The 16,841-nt window shown below is 39.9% G+C and carries 23 protein-coding genes; all 23 read left to right on the top strand.

Going from position 1 to position 16,841, the window contains the following annotated elements:
- On the top strand, nucleotides 1–681 hold a 681-nt coding region (locus ABR854_RS09215), incomplete at its 5' end, for a hypothetical protein (RefSeq protein WP_350265114.1).
- 125 nt (nucleotides 682–806) lie between these two features.
- Complete coding sequence (locus ABR854_RS09210; RefSeq protein WP_350265113.1) at nucleotides 807–1,688, top strand: S49 family peptidase; 882 nt, start codon at nucleotides 807–809, stop codon at nucleotides 1,686–1,688.
- A 24-nt stretch (nucleotides 1,689–1,712) separates the two neighbouring features.
- Nucleotides 1,713–2,168, top strand: coding sequence for a hypothetical protein (locus ABR854_RS09205; protein ID WP_350265112.1), 456 nt, complete (start codon nucleotides 1,713–1,715; stop codon nucleotides 2,166–2,168).
- 67 nt (nucleotides 2,169–2,235) lie between these two features.
- Nucleotides 2,236–3,228, top strand: a complete 993-nt coding sequence (locus ABR854_RS09200) for a hypothetical protein (protein ID WP_350265111.1) — start codon at nucleotides 2,236–2,238, stop codon at nucleotides 3,226–3,228.
- Nucleotides 3,229–3,298: 70 nt separating this feature from the next.
- Nucleotides 3,299–3,850, top strand: coding sequence for a hypothetical protein (locus tag ABR854_RS09195; RefSeq protein WP_350265110.1), 552 nt, complete (start codon nucleotides 3,299–3,301; stop codon nucleotides 3,848–3,850).
- A gap of 200 nt (nucleotides 3,851–4,050) precedes the next feature.
- A complete protein-coding gene (locus ABR854_RS09190) occupies nucleotides 4,051–4,596 on the top strand; it encodes a hypothetical protein (protein ID WP_350265109.1) in 546 nt (181 codons plus the stop codon).
- A gap of 385 nt (nucleotides 4,597–4,981) precedes the next feature.
- Entirely contained in the window at nucleotides 4,982–5,626 is a 645-nt protein-coding gene (locus tag ABR854_RS09185; RefSeq protein ID WP_350265108.1) for a hypothetical protein, read from the top strand.
- Between the two features lie 82 nt (nucleotides 5,627–5,708).
- A complete protein-coding gene (locus ABR854_RS09180) occupies nucleotides 5,709–6,329 on the top strand; it encodes a ParB N-terminal domain-containing protein (RefSeq protein ID WP_350265107.1) in 621 nt (206 codons plus the stop codon).
- The gene (locus ABR854_RS09175; RefSeq protein WP_350265106.1) at nucleotides 6,308–7,054 is read left to right on the top strand and encodes a GREB1-related protein; all 747 of its coding nucleotides are present in this window, start codon (nucleotides 6,308–6,310) and stop codon (nucleotides 7,052–7,054) included. The genes ABR854_RS09180 and ABR854_RS09175 overlap by 22 nt, the downstream gene beginning before the upstream one ends.
- 142 nt (nucleotides 7,055–7,196) lie before the next feature.
- Complete coding sequence (locus tag ABR854_RS09170; protein WP_350265105.1) at nucleotides 7,197–7,412, top strand: hypothetical protein; 216 nt, start codon at nucleotides 7,197–7,199, stop codon at nucleotides 7,410–7,412.
- A 28-nt stretch (nucleotides 7,413–7,440) separates the two neighbouring features.
- The gene (locus tag ABR854_RS09165; protein WP_350265104.1) at nucleotides 7,441–8,118 is read left to right on the top strand and encodes a hypothetical protein; all 678 of its coding nucleotides are present in this window, start codon (nucleotides 7,441–7,443) and stop codon (nucleotides 8,116–8,118) included.
- 29 nt (nucleotides 8,119–8,147) lie between these two features.
- Nucleotides 8,148–8,945 (top strand): N-6 DNA methylase, encoded by a 798-nt coding sequence (locus ABR854_RS09160; protein WP_350265103.1) that lies wholly within the window; start codon nucleotides 8,148–8,150, stop codon nucleotides 8,943–8,945.
- 32 nt (nucleotides 8,946–8,977) lie between these two features.
- Nucleotides 8,978–9,475 carry a hypothetical protein gene (locus ABR854_RS09155; protein ID WP_350265102.1) on the top strand — a complete coding sequence of 166 codons (498 nt, stop codon included), beginning with the start codon at nucleotides 8,978–8,980 and terminating at the stop codon, nucleotides 9,473–9,475.
- A gap of 64 nt (nucleotides 9,476–9,539) precedes the next feature.
- On the top strand, nucleotides 9,540–9,731 hold the full coding sequence (locus tag ABR854_RS09150; RefSeq protein ID WP_350265101.1) for a SymE family type I addiction module toxin: 192 nt from the start codon (nucleotides 9,540–9,542) through the stop codon (nucleotides 9,729–9,731).
- Complete coding sequence (locus tag ABR854_RS09145; protein WP_350265100.1) at nucleotides 9,728–10,300, top strand: AAA family ATPase; 573 nt, start codon at nucleotides 9,728–9,730, stop codon at nucleotides 10,298–10,300. Before ABR854_RS09150 ends, ABR854_RS09145 begins: the two co-directional genes overlap by 4 nt.
- Before the next feature lie 65 nt (nucleotides 10,301–10,365).
- Nucleotides 10,366–10,908: a hypothetical protein gene (locus ABR854_RS09140; RefSeq protein WP_350265099.1), complete on the top strand. Its 543-nt coding sequence runs from the start codon at nucleotides 10,366–10,368 to the stop codon at nucleotides 10,906–10,908.
- A 154-nt stretch (nucleotides 10,909–11,062) separates the two neighbouring features.
- A complete protein-coding gene (locus ABR854_RS09135) occupies nucleotides 11,063–12,514 on the top strand; it encodes a hypothetical protein (RefSeq protein WP_350265098.1) in 1,452 nt (483 codons plus the stop codon).
- 197 nt (nucleotides 12,515–12,711) lie between these two features.
- Nucleotides 12,712–12,972 carry a hypothetical protein gene (locus ABR854_RS09130; protein WP_350265097.1) on the top strand — a complete coding sequence of 87 codons (261 nt, stop codon included), beginning with the start codon at nucleotides 12,712–12,714 and terminating at the stop codon, nucleotides 12,970–12,972.
- Entirely contained in the window at nucleotides 12,969–14,255 is a 1,287-nt protein-coding gene (locus ABR854_RS09125; protein ID WP_350265096.1) for a hypothetical protein, read from the top strand. Before ABR854_RS09130 ends, ABR854_RS09125 begins: the two co-directional genes overlap by 4 nt.
- A gap of 8 nt (nucleotides 14,256–14,263) precedes the next feature.
- On the top strand, nucleotides 14,264–15,256 hold the full coding sequence (locus ABR854_RS09120; protein ID WP_350265095.1) for a DUF6712 family protein: 993 nt from the start codon (nucleotides 14,264–14,266) through the stop codon (nucleotides 15,254–15,256).
- A complete protein-coding gene (locus ABR854_RS09115; protein WP_350265094.1) occupies nucleotides 15,253–16,044 on the top strand; it encodes a hypothetical protein in 792 nt (263 codons plus the stop codon). The genes ABR854_RS09120 and ABR854_RS09115 overlap by 4 nt, the downstream gene beginning before the upstream one ends.
- The gene (locus tag ABR854_RS09110) at nucleotides 16,017–16,574 is read left to right on the top strand and encodes a hypothetical protein (RefSeq protein WP_350265093.1); all 558 of its coding nucleotides are present in this window, start codon (nucleotides 16,017–16,019) and stop codon (nucleotides 16,572–16,574) included. Before ABR854_RS09115 ends, ABR854_RS09110 begins: the two co-directional genes overlap by 28 nt.
- The gene (locus ABR854_RS09105) at nucleotides 16,571–16,837 is read left to right on the top strand and encodes a hypothetical protein (protein ID WP_350265092.1); all 267 of its coding nucleotides are present in this window, start codon (nucleotides 16,571–16,573) and stop codon (nucleotides 16,835–16,837) included. Before ABR854_RS09110 ends, ABR854_RS09105 begins: the two co-directional genes overlap by 4 nt.
- Nucleotides 16,838–16,841 lie beyond the last annotated feature (4 nt).

Genomic DNA, 16,841 nt, shown 5'->3' with positions numbered 1-16,841 from the left:
ATTGATGTGATTGTAGGGTTTGTTAACCAAGTGAAAGGAGGCGGTGGCGTAAAAGGATATATTTTTGGAAGTTTGGATTTGTCTGGCATTCAAGTTGGACTTAATTCAAACGTTACTGTCAACAATACGCTTGGAAGAAGACTTGGAGATTGTACATCAGCCAACAAAACATTGACGGTTACATTTGAAGATGGAACGATAAAAAACATTGTTTTTGCTTCAAATTATACTAATACATCTAATGCTACAATTATTGCGGAAATCAATAGTGCCTTAGGAAGCTCAGGTATTTGTGATGAGTATAATCCTGCTCTTGAATATTATCCAGAGGTGCTTGATAAGCAAATTACGATTCAAAATAATACAACTCAGGGAATTGCTCGCTTTTCGGCAGTTGCGTATAATTCATCGAAACGTTATGGAAGGCAAATGACAACGACTGATTCAGCCGCCGATTTTGTTGGTATTGCACTGCAACAAATTGCACCTGGCGAATGTGGCAGAGTATTAGTTGAAGGAATAATTGAAAATATTCAATTGTATAATCTAAGTGGTACGATTAATTATGATTCTTCAGTTAGCATAAGTTCATCGGTTGCAGGTGGTTTTGTTGTTGATTCATCAAAACAAATAGGAAAAGGAGTTGCAACCAATTGGTTTGAGTTTCAAGGAAAAAAATAAACGCATAATTTTTAAAAGGCTCGAAGGAATTATTCTTCGAGCCTTTTTTTGTATAAAAGTTTTGTCCTGTGCGACTCTAATCGCTTCCCCTAAGTTCGTATCGTGATTTTCTACACAATACCGAAATGATAGCGAACTTAATTACAAAATCCTGGGCATTAGAGCCTACTTATCACGACCGAATTGCTGCACTCGTTTTGGCGGGTAAGGTTGATTTTGCTGTGCATACCCAAGGGCGAAAAACACCATATTTTGAAGAAATTGCTGACACAAAAGCTGTTGGAATTCATGCTGAAATAACTGCAGAAAGTTCAGGATATAAGTATGTTGTTGGTAAGGCTCGTGCTAAAAGTGGCTTTGTAGCTATCATTCCCATCATTGGCACTATGAGCCGATACGGTGATTATTGTTCGTGGGGGACGGAAGATATTGGCACTTGGATACTTGAAGCAAATGCCGACGAAAATGTTTCGGCGATTGTACTGGAAATTAATAGCGGTGGTGGTGAAGTTGATGGTACGGCCATGCTTGCCACGATTGTTAAGCAATCGAAAAAGCCTATCGTTGCGTATGTGGCAGGAATGGCGGCTTCTGCGGCTTATTGGGTTGCAAGCCAGTGCCGTGAAATCGTGATGGAGTCGAAAACTTCAAGCGAAGTTGGCTCAATTGGCGTATTGGCTACTCACATCGACGCCTCAGGATTCTACGAAAAAGAAGGCTACAAAATCACAATTATCCGCTCAAAAGGCTCAGAAAGCAAAGCTTTGTTCAACTCGGTTGAGCCGCTTACTGAACAAATTCTTGCCGAAACTCAAGCTACCATGGAACCAATTCGCAACGAATTTGAGGCCGTGGTTAGAGCTGGTCGCCCTGATATTTCTGATACTGTTTTTGAAGGAAAAATGTACAACGGTAAGGAAGCTTTGAAACTCAAAATGGCTGATAGAATCGGCTTTTTGGGCGATGCAATCGACCGAGCAGATTTCTATGCTCGCCAAGCCGCTTAATCTCGCACTAATATTTTTTCAATAATGAGCACTCAAAAAACTCCAACATTGGCATCGCTTAGAAAAGATGCACAAAATCCAAAGCCAGGCGAAAAACCTGCTGCTGAAACACCTGCAAAACCAAAAGGTGAAGAACCAAATGAGCCTGAAACGCCTGAGCCTGCTACGCCCGAAACACCTGAGCCTGCTACGCCCGAAACGCCTGAGCCTGCTGCTGCTGCTCCGACAACTCCAACAGCTCCAAATGCTTCGGTTGAAATGGTTAGTATTTCGGCAACTGAATTAGGCACACTGAGAGCAACTGAAAAAGAGCTCAGTATCATGAAGCCTCAGTTTGAAATGCTTGACAAGTGGCACAAAAACATGAAGGAAGCGGGTGCAACTGGTGGACAGGATGCTTCGGAAGCTACGCCGACCAAAAAAAGAGTATCAAAAGCCACTCAGAATGCAATTGATATGAAAAAATCGCAACAAGCTTAGTCTTTTTTGCTGCTAAAGCACACAATCACAATTATAAAAAATTCACTCAACTTTTAAATTTTAAGCAATGCCTCCTGCAACTGATGCAATTTCAATGGCCGATATTTCGACCGATTTGCAAAATTACTCTCTTGACCACCAAGAGCACCTGATTCGCTCGATTAGTTCGATTGGATTTGGAGCTGTGGCTGGTTCTCCCATCGCAGCTTTAGATAGCTACGTAAATTTCTTACCAACTTCGGGGGAAGTTGTCTTGACTGACTTGCTTGTGGGTGACCCTTTGCAGCCCGGTGGTAAGGATTCGTTCGACCCAAAAAACAATGTTGTGAAGTATAAAACTCGTAAAGCAAGCGTGCGACCGATTAAGGTTGACTTGAAGTTTGCTCACACGAAGATTTTGGCGATGTACAATACGTATTTGGGACGTGTGAAAACTCAGAAAATTGACCCTGAGACGTATCCTTACGAACAGTACGTGATTGAAAAGATTCTTGAATCTGTGAAAAAACACATGCGTTTGGGTATGTGGAAAGCCGTTGAGAATGCGAGTGACCCTTCGTTTTTGGGTTTGTTCAATGGTTGGATTAAGCAAATTACGGATACTATTTTGAATGATCCGACTCATATCAATGTAGTTGACATCAATCCGCTTACTGGAACTAATGCAGTTGCAGAGTTGGAAAAAATGGTAAAAGCTTTGCCAGAAGAAGTTCGCTATTCGGGTGAAGGTGTTATGATTTTGAGTACAGCTCACATGGATGCTTATAATGCGGACTACCGCACGAAGTTTGGAGCATTGCCGTATAATACTGCTTTCAACAAAAGTTTTGTTGATGGCTCTAACATCGAAATGATTGTTGAGCAAGGTGTTGCATCGTTCAACCGCCCAATTATCACTACTCGTGAAAACTTGGTTTATTTGTACGATGATGAAAACAAGCAAGCAAACATTGACTTTGACTATCAAAAACGTGACCGCTCGCTTGCGTATTTGATGGATTTCTTCTCAGGTTGTGGCATCTGTGCAACAGAGCAAATCTGGGTTGCTGACGCAGCTTAATCCACACAAACTATAATTGTTGCCCTGCTTCGGTGGGGTAACTTTTTTCAACATTTTAATTTTTACAAAAATGTCACAAAATTTTGCAAGCCTTGCGGCTGATAATAGCCAAGGAGGCAACCCAGCAGGTTCATTGAAAATCGTTCCGATTTTAGCAAAAAATTTTAATGGAAATTGGCCGATCGAGGCTGATATAACTGCGGGTGAAATTACAGTAGCCCCAAGATTGCCTGCCAATACTTTGCTTCCAGTTTATGAAATTCCAGTAAACACAATCGATATCAATTCTGAAACGGTTGGACCTGCTGGTTTTCACTCTGAAAAACATATGGTTGAATTTATGACTGCAGGTTTTTCAAAAACAATTACTGCAGAGTTGAGAAAGTATACAAATGCAGGAGCAGTCTTTTTATTCCTTACTCCAGATTTGAAATGGGGAGTTGCAGGCACTTCGTATAAACCAATTTTTGCCTCGAAAAGTCAAAAGTTTGGCAAAAAAGGTGGTGAGCAAAGAGGGACAACATTGAAAGGTGAAGAAGAAGGCTATTTGTGGGGCATTGTAAATTTAGCTGATAGCGTAGTATCAGAGCTTGATTTTGCAGCAGCTCAAGTACCTGCTTAATCAATTTTTCCAGTTTACAGTTATGAAAAAATTTCAATACATAGCAGGTTTTCGTGTTGGCAAAATACAAAAGTTTTTGCCCGGAATCGGCTTAACAATGTTGGATGAAAACGTTAGTGACGAGATAGCTGAGTTAGCTATTTCGTCAGGCGTTACCAATATTTTCGAGCCTAAATCTGCTGAAAATCAAAATCCTACAAATGGCAACGAATCAACAAACAGCACCGAAGCAACCCAAGGAGCCGAAGCAACCGGTGCAAAAGCAGTTAGCTCAGGAGCAACTCCAAGCAGCTCAAAATCAAAGTCAAAATCCTCAGGATCAACAGCCACAGGAGCAAACTCAGCTAACTCAGGAGCAGATCCAAGCAGCTCAGGATCAAAATAATGAGCAGCTCGGAGTAACTCAAGAGCAAACTCAGGAGCAGCTCGATGCGGCTCAGGATCAAATTAATGAGCTGCTCGAAGTAGATCAGGAGAAACCTAAATTAACTCAGGATCAGGTCCAAGCAGCTAAGAAATCCAAAGATGAGCTAATCAAATCAATTCAAGGTGATGAAAGAGTTAAACTTGTTTTAGATGTTATTAAAGAAATAAAGTCTAAATTGAGAGTGGAGCCTACTCCAGTTCGTACAGGTATTCAGGGTTTTTACGATAAAATGATGGCTGAAAGTGAACAACGTGCAGCTGATGCCTTGAAAGCAAAGGAAGAATCTGATGATTCTAATGTTGTTAGTCGAAGAAAGTAATTTGAAGAAATTTAAAAATCACCGCTGAACGTGGTGATTTTTTTTGTAGGTTTGTAACGCAGACAATTATTACAGTACATTTATAGCATACTCGACGGCAAAGATATTGCCGGTAGGGAGGGGTTGAAAGTGCCCTACGAGTATGCTATCTTAGTGTAATTGTCTGCAGCTACTACCGGCATTTATATGTATATCAGGCCTGCAAAAACACCCCCCGTTATTGAAGCCTTGCTGTTTGACTGCGAGGATGTTGACGTCTTGATTAATACTCTTCAAAATTACCTTCAAAGTTTCCCTGAAATAGATCATTTCAACAATCCATTAGATTATGTTGATGCCACTTTCTACAAAAATAAGGTAAAAGATTTTTATGAAATTTTGATACATGAACGAGAACGATATTAAGCGAAAGCAGGCAAAGCTAAGGCTTGAAATGCTTGAACAGGAATTACGCACAGGTCGTGCTACGCTTCAAGATATTGAAAATGCCAGGAAAGAATATGAAGCTTTGCGTGATGGCAAAGTGATTGAAACACCTGTTGCAGTTGTCGAGCCTACATCGAGCGTGCCAACACGGAAATTTGATGAACAGCCGGTGCAGTTATCCGATTCTACCAAATTGATTTTGGACGGACTTAATAAGGAGCTTAACACCTTAGATACAGATAAGGCAGCACTATCAAACAGTCTCAAAACTGTTCCGAAAGATGGTAATGCTAAGCATATTACTGACCAGATTTTGAACCTACGTGACCAGCGTGCAAATTTGATGGACACTATTAGGTATGTACAGGTGAAAGGTTGTTTGCCTTCTGCTCCACCAGTTGTCGAAGTCAATTTTGAAAGCTCACTTCCAAAAGATAAATTTACTCTCGATAGGATGATAAAAAATCTTAAAATCAACTTATCGAAATGGCAGGATAAAAGAAATGCTGCCAAAACCCTGGCAAAGATTCAAGAATATGAAACTAAGCTTGCTAAGGGTAGTATTGAACTTGAAACAATGATTAGATTGTTTCAATCGCTCTAATTTTTTGTCGTGTGTCATATAGATACCTCGTTGCATCTTGCAGCGAGGTATTTTTTTTGTACATAAATTAATTGTCTGCAAAATGATTAATGAATTATTCCGAACCGAAAAGGTTCGAGTGGCTGACCTTGTGCCATCGGTGAAAAATCCAAGAAAAATAAAGGCAGAAGAAAAACGCAAGCTGTGGGAGCGACTTCAAAAATTTGGGCTTATCTCTATTCCCGTTAGGGACTTCGATGGTACTATTCTCGGTGGCAAACAAAGGTGTGAATTGATGATGCAGTTTGGCATGGGCGACTCTGAAATAGATGTTCGTTGTGCTATTCGTAAACTTACCGAAGATGAACTTCGTGAGGTGATGATTATTGAAAACCATCATGCAGGTGAGTGGGATATGGATCAGCTCCGTCGGGAATTCGATAATGTTCTTAGCCTTGAAGATTTCGGGATACAGTTGCCTTCGCTTGATGATTTGCAAAAGCAGCTTGAGCCTGATGCAGAGCCTGAGTATCCTATCGTACCGAAATTTTCGGAAAAGTATTCGGCTGTTGTGATTGTGATTGAAAACTCGATCGACGAAAATTTCGTTCGTTCGGTTCTCGGTCTTGAAGTTTGTAAGGACTATAAGACCGAAAATGTTGGTGAAACCTATGTTTTGAACGCTAAACAATTCACCGAAAAATGGAACAACAGAACAGCTTAATTCCCGTATTGATTGCGAGCCACAAGAGAGCTGGCACCATCACCACCCACAAAAAGGTTGCTAATTCGATTATTTGTATTCCTGAATCTCAGTACGGTGAGTATCGGGAGCGATGCCCCGATACTGAAATTGTTTGCCATCCTGATAGCGTGATTGGTCTATCTTGGAAAAGACAATGGATGTTTGACCACTTCGGTGATGCCTTTCACCTCGATGACGATTTGATGTTTGCCAAAAGAATTTATACAGAACCTGGGGAAAAGGATAAGCTTACACCGACTGAAATCTACGACTTGATTCAGTCCACAGCTCGTGCGGCAAAGCAGGCTGGTGTTTACTTATTCGGCTATAATACGAGTGGTAAGCCTTTTACTTACAGCTCGCTGGCTCCAATACAAGTTTCAGGATATGTGAACACCTGTGCTTTTGGTCTTTTCAAAGGTTCAAAACTATTCTTTCGACCAGAGCAACGCTATCAGGAGGATTATTGGATTAGTGGTTTGAATGCTTATTACAATCGAAAAATTTGGCGAGATAACCGATTCTACTTTCATTTCGGTGAAACTTGGGTCGGAGCTGGTGGACTGGCTGAGTTCCGAAACCTTGAAACCCTTGAAGCTACATTGAAAGAGCTTCAAGGATTTTTCGGCAAAGAAGTGATTTCAGTTAGGAAAACAGGTACGAGGAATCACCAATTTCAGATGAATTATAAGACGCCTTTTTAGCCTTTAGCCTGTCAATAAGACAGGCTTTTTTTGTCATATTTTCTGTGGAAAACTTGCCAAAAAATTAAAGTTTCATGCTTTTGGCTACTTGGAAATCAGTCGTACGTTCGCATTATCAAATCACAATCAAACACCAAAAAAGATGTTTTATTTCTTACAAAAAATTCAGCTAAAAGGTAGAGAAGGCTACTTTATTTTTGTCAAAGAACTCAATGGAAATTTGATTTTCAAGCATGAAAATGGAATCATAGAGTTTGACAAAGAAAGTTTCAAAAAAGATGATGTAATCGAATTGTATGAAACCGTGAAACTATTCGGCGGTACACCAATCAAAAGAGTTTTAAGAGCAATTAATTAATTATTCATAGCAATCAATCACAAAAATCATGTCAAACAGAACAATCAAAATCGGATCAAATTGTGAACGCCACATTGGCAAGTATGGTACCTCAGTAGAAGATTATGTAGAGTTTTCAAAACGCACAGCTCGGAAAGTAACTATTAGCAAAAATGATACTGACATCTGCACAAAGTTCAGAATATACACTATTAGTCACTTGACTAATTTTCCAACTGAGCTTCCAGACCTCGGAATTTATGAGCAGGAGTACGCAGATTATTTGTTTAAGAATACCAAAAACCCCTACGAAATCGCAAAACTTTGGATACAGGTAAAAGGTGATTCAGAAGGTTTTGTAAGTAATGAAACAATAATTGCAGAGCATTTGCCAGCATTTCCGAAAGAAGATTTTGAAAGATGGGGTGACAAAAATTGGCTTACTGATGTTTCTAAGTCTTGGTTCAAAAAAGATTCAATCAATCTCGATGTAAAGGTTGAAGAAATCAATACTCAGGTTGGCTGTTCAATCACAATTGATGAATGTATTGAGTTTGTGAAGAAATATAGACCAAATACTTACAAAAATCCAATGCAGCTCAAAAAGGAGGAATTGGAAGCCAGATTTAAGGAAATAACTGGATTCAATATCAAAGATTATTATGCAGAGCATTTGATTAAGTCTTGTGAGTTTAGCATTCTTGATACAACCGAAGTTCCATTTTAAGCCATGCCCCGAAAGGGGCTTTTTTTGTTATGTCATATCTCTCTCAAGAATTGCCTCGTGAGCTCAAGGAGTTCGGCAAATTATTCGATAACATGGTTGGTCGTTTTAGTTATAACGATATTTTTTATGACTTCGTAGATTATCAAATTGCCTGTTGGTTGATTACAGGCGATAAAGAAGTTGGTGAAAGATTAGAGAAAAAATATGAGAAAAATTACCCTATGATTCGTGAGCTTTTTGTCAGCTTGATTCTCGCACATCAAAATGCCTTGCATCGCACCGAATGGTATGATGGTTTGGGAATTGTTTACGAAACGATAACCAGCAAATGGAAAAGTAGTGCAATGGGTCAGTTCTTTACTCCACCATCGTTGGTTGATGTAATGACTCAAATTACTCAAGGCGAACTAAAAAAAGGACAAGGAAAATTGATTACAGACCCTGCCTGTGGCAGTGGTAGGTTTTTGATTGCTTCTCATGCTCACGCACCAGGTAATTATCAATGTGGTCAGGACCTTGACCCTGTTTGTGCGAAAATGTCAGCTATCAATATGCTTATGCACGGTTGCATTGGTGAAATTTCATGTATGAACTGTCTAACAATGGATTGGTATTTTGGCTATGAAATCAACCCACATTTGACTTATCATAGTTTCCCAAGTCTGCGAAAAATAGAAAAATTTGAGGATAGCATTTTCTATGTTGATTATCAAAAATTCAAATCAAAGTCAGAAAATAAGAAGGAAACTTCTCAAAATTCAGAAAAAGTAAAAGTTGAAATCATCGAGCAAAAAATCAATAAGAAAGGTCAATATAGTCTATTTTGACTGTGGAAAACTTGCCCAAAAAATAAAGTTTTATGCTTTTGGCTACTTGGAAATCTGTCGTACGTTCGCATATCAATCAATCACAAAACAATAAGAAAATGTACACTATCAACGATTTACCGACAGGCAAGGCAATTATCAATTTAGCCGAAGGAATCTACATCAAAAAAGTTAAAGATGGCTATATAGCTGGCAAAAACGCTCCTAATATGTCTTTTTTTATCAAATCAATCAAATACATCGGCAAGGAGGATAAAGAGTCTCTAAGCTTTCAAAATGCCCAAAAATTCGATGATTCTGAATCACTTTTAAACTTCTTAAATGATATGTCAAAGCCTAAGAAATTCAATAAAAATAAGCATTTACAGAAAAGTTTGAATGCTCTTCCTGCCGACCAAAAGCAAGCAATTATCCAGGGAATTATGGAGCAGCCAACTTTGAAAATTGGAGTTCAAAAAAGTATGACCTTAGGATTTACAGACCTGCCACTTTTTGGAGGTCTTGAAGATAGACAACAAAAACTATTTTAGCAGAAAAGCCCTGATTGCTCAGGGCTTTTTTTCTTTCAGCAATCAATCACAATCAACTAAAAGAATGAAGCGTAAAAGTATGGAAAAATTAAGAAGAACCAAAATTTCTAAGAGGTATGTTCGAAGCACATGGAATGCTAAGTATGTACCAGCTCTCAATTTTCAAGGTGAATATTTGAGAAAAGCAGGTTTCAAAATCGGCACTGAATGCAGTGTAAAAGTAGAAGAAGGACAGATAACAATTTTAGCATTATGACACAGTACGAAAGTAAAACAACAAACGGCTACGACTTATTCGAGGTTGTCTCAGCCTTTCAAAAATGTATAAGAAGAAACCTCGAAGATGATGCAATTTTTTGGGCAGTTGAATTGAGCTTGAGTAATTATCAGGAATATGCTTGGAAACGCCTTAGAATAATAAGCAGTGAAGATATCGGTTTAGCTGAGCCAAATATAAGTAGCGAAATAGCTGCTTTATACGAAATGCACAAAGACTTGGCTAAAAAGAAGGACGATAAGCATTTTCCCGAACGACTTTTTCTGATTCATGCTGTAATTAAACTTTGTCGGGCCCGCAAGTCTCGGCACATAGATTGGCAAACGGTTTATGCTTTTGGTTGCCACTCTAATCGATTACGACCAATTCCAGATTTTGCATTGGATAAACATACAAGGAAAGGTAAAAAGTTAGGACGTGGTTTTGGTCACTTCATCGAGGAAGGTTGTAAGCTCGAACCATTCCACCCCACCGATGGAGAAGATGAATCACTCGAAAATGCAAAAAAGGCATTGACAGGAGAATGTCATGGAGGGTTATTTGAGTAGAAGTTTTGTCCTGTGAATGTGTGATTCCATGCTACAATTTCGTAGCATGGAAATCCACACAACTTATGAATCTTGCAAAGACAAAATTAAAATCTAAGATGGTTCAGAAGTTCCTCAAAATTGAGGAATCTGACATTGATGTCTATTATCGGTTTTATCTTAATGAGATTGCTTATACCGACCTTACGAAAATGCAACAAGAAAAATTGGAGCGTTATCGTAAGGCTTGGTCATGGTACTCTCAAGGTAGGACCAAAGAAATGATTATTTCTGCATTGACGAAAGATTATGATATAGAGGCTCGACAAGCAGAATATGATTACAATACTTCAATTAAAATTCACGGAGCCAAAGATATCGTTGACAAAGATGGTCGAAGAGTAGCATCAATGCACTATTTCGATATGCTAAGTCAAATGGCTCTTGCTGATAAAAACTTTCATGCTGCTACGATTGCCCGTGAAAAAGCGGATGATGCTGCAGGTCTAAATGACACAGAACTCGAAGGAATTAATCCACTTGATTTCATGAAGCCATCGAAAATTATGTTCGTGGCTGAGTTTGATAATGATTCTTCTCAAACTGTAACCTTTGAATTAGATGAGTAATACAAAGGCAGAAAAAGACATTTTTCTTAATAAGAAAGGTGAGAAGATAGTTAAGGTTAGACCAAACCGCAAGCAATGGAAATTACTCAAGAGTCGAGCAAAACGAAAATCTTTCATTGGTGGTCGTGCTTCTGGTAAGTCTATTAGCCTTGGAATGAAAGTCGGTGCTATATTCAACGATTTTCCAAGAGCTACTTTTGTAATTGCTGGTCTTACTTACGTTCAGCTTGATTCTATCGTAGTCCCATCACTTCGAGACGCTCTCGAAAAAATGGGCTATTACGAGTATGACCCCAAGGTTTGCCCTTGGGGTGTATATGTAATTGGAAAAGTTCCTCCTGAGCGATGGGCTCGGCCATACAAAAGACCAGGAAAAAAAGTTATGCAGTACTGCATGACTTTTATCAATGGTCTTACCATTCGTTTTGTTTCTCAAGATAATCCTGATAGCCATCGTGGTCTTAGTATTGAAGGCATTTTGATTGATGAATCTGCTACAATTTCTTACGAATTTGTCAAGCGTGTATTAATCCCTGCTCTTCGTGGAAATGTCATGGCTCCTTACCATGGACATCCTTGGCAATTTGGTTTCTTTGATTTCTCGTCAGCATCATGGACCACCGAAGGGAATTGGATATATGATACTGAGGAGAAATACAAAAAAATGCTTGAAGAAAGGTCAAAAATGACCAAAGAGCAATTGAAGGCTATTCCACCTGAGTTTCTATTTCTTGAGTCAACCTATCACGACAATCAAAAATACTTGCCAGCTGATTATGGCAAGATGCTACAAGATACACTCGACCCACTTGAATTCGAGGTTGAAGTTTTGAATAAACGTTTGGTCCAAATTCCAAACGCTTATTACCACGGTTTTTCTACTACAAGACATAGCTACAAAATAAGCTATGATTATAGACCGAATGACAAGGGCGTAATTACTTGGTCATCAAATGACTATGATCGTGATAAGCCACTCGAACTCTCTCTTGATTTCAATACCGATATCTGTTGGCTCTTAGTATGTCAAGAGCTTGGTCGTGAGTTTCGTGTGGTCAACAGTATGTATAAGAAACCTCATGGTACTAAAGAGCAACAGGAATCTAACATATTGATTCAGTTAGCTGATTGGTTCTGTGAAACATATCAGTCGCATGAAAAGAAAGATGTATTCATTTACGGTGACCCTGGTGGTAATTCAACATCTGCTACAACATCTGCAGATAACCTGCCATTCTTCGATCAGTTCTGTAACAAACTCAAATCGAAAGGCTTCAACATCTTTCGTCGTGAACTCGTGTCATATCCTAAGCACAAAGATAAGTTCATATTAGTAAACTATCTGTTAGGTGAATCGAACGAGCGTGCACCCAAGATTAGGATGAATATGATCAATAACAAAGCATTCATGATAGCCTTACAGAATACAAAGGTCAAGACTGATAAGACATTCAAAAAGGATAAGAGCAGTGAGAAATCGGCAAGGCAACGTGAGTATGCAACCGATGGCACAGATGCGTTTGACTATATCATTTGGGCTAAGTACAAAAACCTAATGCCTCGTGAAGGCTGGCAGAGTACTGGCGTCATAACCATCAGTCGCTAACTATATTCCTCTTTTTGGTATTGGCAACTGCCAATTCCGTTATGGTGCGGGGCAGAGAGTTGAGATAGATTTATAAAGTGAAAGCCTGATTTTTGGGCTAATGGATTAGTAATTAATTGATTAACGAAAAAAAAATTGCAAAACACTTAAAAACTTTTGTCCTGTGGTGGGGGCAGTTGGCAAATTATACTTGTATTATGATAGCAATTAGAGGAGTTCTTTCGGAAATGAATAGACCGAACTCGGTTTTTTCGCTTGAGTACTGGAAAGTTGACGGCACTTATGGCGAGAAGAAAAGGCTCGCTCTTCGGAGAAGTGGCAATGATTTGAGCGACCGCAAAAAAATGAATAATAGCGGAACACTTAAACTGGTTGACCTTTCGAGTGGTGTGCCGATTGAATTGTATATAGATTTTTTAGTTGGTTTTAATGGGGTTGAAATTAATCACGAGTTATGAGAAAAATCGGACATAATGTTTATGTGCATCAGAATACCAAGGGGGTTTCTACTGTAATCACTTTTGGCAAAGATGCTGATAAGGTGGTTGATGGCTCGGTGTATTCGGAGAATGAAGGGAAGGTAAAAGGTCAGTCAGCGAAATATATTAAGCGTGGAAATAATGACGACAAACTTTTGAAGATGCACTTGATTGCCAGCAAGAGCGTGAACAAATGGCAGTTGATTTCTACGAAAGCGAGTTTTATTGCTGGGTGGGGGCTTGGGATGTTTACGCCAAAGCTGAAAGACTTTCAGGAATTTTATGAGCCGTATTTATCTAACGAATTTCGTGATTGGTGTGATAACCTTGATTTGTTTGAATATCTGCAGGCGGCTGCCTATCAGTTGGCATTTAGCAACGAATTGAATGTGAGGGTTTCGATTGGAATGGATGGGAAGGTTTCGGGCTTGCAAGTGATTGACAATAACGAGATTCGTATTGATGAACTGAAAGGCAACGAAACGACTGTCAAACGATTTTTGATTTCGGGGAAGTTTGGTTTCTCGAAATCGGTTAAGCGTGAGGATTGTTTGGTTTTGCCTGCGTTTGACCCTAAAGACCCAACGAAATATCCTGAGTCGGTGATTCACTTGATCAAGCGAATACCGATGCAAAAATTCACTGGCCTTGCTGAATGGTGGGGGACGGAAGATTGGGCAAATATTACGAATACGGTGCCTGATTATTACGAGTCGCTTTTTGCTAATGGTACTTTTATTACTCACCAAGTGAGTTTTCCGGATGACTATTTTGAAGTTGAAGGATTGACAGAAGAAGAAAAGAAAGCAGAGAAGGAAAGGACTTTATTTGATTTGGCTGATACGCTGAGCGGTATTGAGAAAGGTAATAAGATAATTGTGACGTTTTCGAGGGTTTCGGCTGATGGGAAGACTACTAAGGAGGTGAAAATTACACCACTCGAAAACCCGATTAATGACGAAGCATTTATGAAGATGTTGGCAATTGCCAATCAGATGCAGGCAAGTGGACACGGTGTGCAGGGTGCTTTGGCGGGTGTGAGTTTTGGCAACGAGATGGGAACGAGTGGCAAAGAAATGATTGTTTCGGCTGATTATATGCAGGATTTCTTGACATTTTTTGATAGAGGTATTTTGCTCAAGCCGATTCGATACGCTCAGAAAATTGATGGTTTTGAGGTTGATAAGGTGATTATGGTTAAGCGTATTCAATCTTATACTTTTGATTCGACCCCAAAAAATAAGGACACAACTCAAAAATAATAGCAGCTATGTTGATCAAGGATATTGATGACTTCAAGTCGGTGTATGGTGGTGTGCAAACTACGATGTATTGGGATACTTGGAGTCCGTTTGTGAATGAAGCCGAATTGGGCATTATCATTCCGGCGATTGGTGAAGAATTTTATGACGAGCTGAATGAGCTTGTGATTACGAATGCTACATTGAATGGGAAGCAGGCTCGATTGCTTGGGCTTTTGAAAATATCGTTGGCGGCTTACGCTGATTTTGTTGGATGGTTTAGGATTTCGGCAAGCACTGGCGACGCTGGTAAGGTGATGAATACGCCTGAAAATACGCAAGCCCCTGCGAAATGGTTTACTGCGGCTGGCAGACGTGATGCCCAGAACCGTGGTGATAAGTTTTTGGAGCAGGCATTGGTGTATTTGGAAAAGAATGCGGATGAGTTTGAGACTTGGAAGGATTCGGATGCGTGTACGCTTTATGATGGTCAGTTTATTTCTTCTGCCTCGGAGCTTACGAAGTATTTTCCGCAAGCTAAGCACAGTAGAAGGGTTTTTCTGCAATTGAAAGAATACATTAGTTCTGCTCAGGAGTATTTGGCAAAAGTTGTGGGTAAGGCTCAGTGCAATGCTTGGATGGAAAAGATTAGTGATGCCAATGCTACTATTAGCCCATTGGAGGATGATGCGTTTTTGTTGGTGCGGGCAATGATTGCACGAAAGGCATTTGCGGATGCTTTGCCATACTTGAATATTTCGGAAGATTGGCGATTGATCAGCGAAACTGATGGTGTGGTGAATGAAGATATTTTGCCTCAAGACCGCAGAGATGAATTGGCGGGTTTGGAGTCGATGAATGCTGAGAAGTATCAGAATGAGCTTATCAGATTACTGCAGGCGAATGCTTCGGACAATGTTTTTCCTGAATACTTCGGTTCGGGATTGTATGAGTCTCGTATCGAGACGAAGAGTTTTTCAAAGTTTCAAAATAAACCAGAAAATAAATTTGCAGTACTATGAACTTCAGCACAACTTCGACATTGCCACCACCAAGTGGTATGCATGTCTTTAAAGACAATATTCCTGATTTGGATGCTCAGGAGCAGGAATTGAAACAAAAAATGAATGAGATTGCAGAGCAAAGACAAGCGGCAGCAGCTCAAGCAGCCATTGCAGAAAAAAAACGCTTGGAAGGGCTGAGAGCAAAACGCAAGGAATTGCTTGATAAGTCAAGAAAGTATGATGAGATGAGTTTGAAGGCAACGACTGCCGATGACAAAATCTTGTATGCTGACGAAGCTTTGCAGGCAAAACAGGAGGCGTACGAAATTGTATTGCCAGAAGATTCGCAGGAAGCACCGGTTGAGATTGCGGAAAAGCCTGGCGTGTTTGAATGGATTTTGAGTAGCGTTGGAACTGGTTGGTTTGCGATGATTTTGTTTGTGGCGTTGGCATTGCTTTCGTACCACAATGTGTTCAAGATTGCTGAAGAGATTAATGAAATCAACAAGATTGCTCAGGATACGGGCAATATGTCGCAGATGTTGCCTCCGAGCATTGGCAAGATGTCGTTTCAGAAAGGTTGGTTTAATTGGATGACGATTTCGCTTGACTTTTTGGCTTTGATACTGATTATGGCGGTGATATCGCCCGATAAGCTTTATTTCTTATTACCATTCACGAAAAACCCCGTTAAGGCATGGAAACCTTTCAACAATCAATCGGAAGAGCAAAAACAATGGCAAAGCTTTGCTTATGTTGCTTTAATCTTATTGTTTTTGTGTATTTCCCATCTTGGGGGCAAATAAACAAACGCACTGAGAAGGAAGCCAGGAAGGCGGTATTTGATACTGCATTTTATTACAGTGGTTTTGTGAGAGAGCCACTGAAAAAGGGCATGGGGAACAAACATTGGGCGATTGCGAAGTTTAATAAGGCTTTGAAATTGCCGCCCACGAGTGCGTATTGTAGCAGTTTCGGGGCTTATGTTTTTCGGGCTAATGGGTATGTGATGCCAGGAATAAATGGCATGGCTTATTCGTGGAAAAAATCGACACGGTTGGCGTGGCATCGGGGCTTGCTGCAGATTGATAGAGAGCTGTGGCCAAGGCTGAATTTGATGGATGCGGTGGTGTGTACGTGGTCGCATGTGGAATTTATTGGACCTAATGCAGATGGAAATATTGGCTACGGTTTGGATGGAATAACGACGATTGCGGGTAATACGAGAGGTGGGAAAAATAGGGGCGAAGGTGTCTATTATCCGATTTATCGGCCTTTTTGGATGGTTTCGGGTATTTATAATCATTTTTCACCATATTTTTCTACACTTAAATGAATCAGAATGAATTGAGCATTTGGCAGCGTTTGACGGCTCCAGCTCCCAAATTATTTGCTATTATTTCAAAACTTGCCATTGTAGTGGGTGCGTTGGCTTTCTCGTTGGCCAATTTTAATACGCAACTGGTAACGTTGGGTATTGTGGTCCCGGATTTTCTTGTGAAAGCTGCTTCGATTTTGCAATGGATTTCGGCGGGTGCGTTGGCGATCAGTCAGCTTACGGTTGATTTTGAGAAGTATAGGAAGGATAATGCACTTTAACCCC

Source organism: Emticicia sp. W12TSBA100-4 (assembly GCF_040253585.1).
In the GTDB taxonomy this organism is placed as follows: Bacteria; Bacteroidota; Bacteroidia; order Cytophagales; family Spirosomataceae; genus Emticicia.
This window is presented reverse-complemented; position numbering and strand designations above follow the sequence as displayed.

Bases quoted from the DNA above. Each gene is read 5' to 3' on its own strand.
- ABR854_RS09210 (WP_350265113.1), top strand. From the start codon at position 807: ATGATAGCGAACTTAATTACAAAATCCTGGGCATTAGAGCCTACTTAT.
- ABR854_RS09205 (WP_350265112.1), top strand. From the start codon at position 1,713: ATGAGCACTCAAAAAACTCCAACATTGGCATCGCTTAGAAAAGATGCA.
- ABR854_RS09200 (WP_350265111.1), top strand. From the start codon at position 2,236: ATGCCTCCTGCAACTGATGCAATTTCAATGGCCGATATTTCGACCGAT.
- ABR854_RS09195 (WP_350265110.1), top strand. From the start codon at position 3,299: ATGTCACAAAATTTTGCAAGCCTTGCGGCTGATAATAGCCAAGGAGGC.
- ABR854_RS09190 (WP_350265109.1), top strand. From the start codon at position 4,051: ATGGCAACGAATCAACAAACAGCACCGAAGCAACCCAAGGAGCCGAAG.
- ABR854_RS09185 (WP_350265108.1), top strand. From the start codon at position 4,982: ATGAACGAGAACGATATTAAGCGAAAGCAGGCAAAGCTAAGGCTTGAA.
- ABR854_RS09180 (WP_350265107.1), top strand. From the start codon at position 5,709: ATGATTAATGAATTATTCCGAACCGAAAAGGTTCGAGTGGCTGACCTT.
- ABR854_RS09175 (WP_350265106.1), top strand. From the start codon at position 6,308: ATGGAACAACAGAACAGCTTAATTCCCGTATTGATTGCGAGCCACAAG.
- ABR854_RS09170 (WP_350265105.1), top strand. From the start codon at position 7,197: ATGTTTTATTTCTTACAAAAAATTCAGCTAAAAGGTAGAGAAGGCTAC.
- ABR854_RS09165 (WP_350265104.1), top strand. From the start codon at position 7,441: ATGTCAAACAGAACAATCAAAATCGGATCAAATTGTGAACGCCACATT.
- ABR854_RS09160 (WP_350265103.1), top strand. From the start codon at position 8,148: ATGTCATATCTCTCTCAAGAATTGCCTCGTGAGCTCAAGGAGTTCGGC.
- ABR854_RS09155 (WP_350265102.1), top strand. From the start codon at position 8,978: ATGCTTTTGGCTACTTGGAAATCTGTCGTACGTTCGCATATCAATCAA.
- ABR854_RS09150 (WP_350265101.1), top strand. From the start codon at position 9,540: ATGAAGCGTAAAAGTATGGAAAAATTAAGAAGAACCAAAATTTCTAAG.
- ABR854_RS09145 (WP_350265100.1), top strand. From the start codon at position 9,728: ATGACACAGTACGAAAGTAAAACAACAAACGGCTACGACTTATTCGAG.
- ABR854_RS09140 (WP_350265099.1), top strand. From the start codon at position 10,366: ATGAATCTTGCAAAGACAAAATTAAAATCTAAGATGGTTCAGAAGTTC.
- ABR854_RS09135 (WP_350265098.1), top strand. From the start codon at position 11,063: ATGAAAGTCGGTGCTATATTCAACGATTTTCCAAGAGCTACTTTTGTA.
- ABR854_RS09130 (WP_350265097.1), top strand. From the start codon at position 12,712: ATGATAGCAATTAGAGGAGTTCTTTCGGAAATGAATAGACCGAACTCG.
- ABR854_RS09125 (WP_350265096.1), top strand. From the start codon at position 12,969: ATGAGAAAAATCGGACATAATGTTTATGTGCATCAGAATACCAAGGGG.
- ABR854_RS09120 (WP_350265095.1), top strand. From the start codon at position 14,264: ATGTTGATCAAGGATATTGATGACTTCAAGTCGGTGTATGGTGGTGTG.
- ABR854_RS09115 (WP_350265094.1), top strand. From the start codon at position 15,253: ATGAACTTCAGCACAACTTCGACATTGCCACCACCAAGTGGTATGCAT.
- ABR854_RS09105 (WP_350265092.1), top strand. From the start codon at position 16,571: ATGAATCAGAATGAATTGAGCATTTGGCAGCGTTTGACGGCTCCAGCT.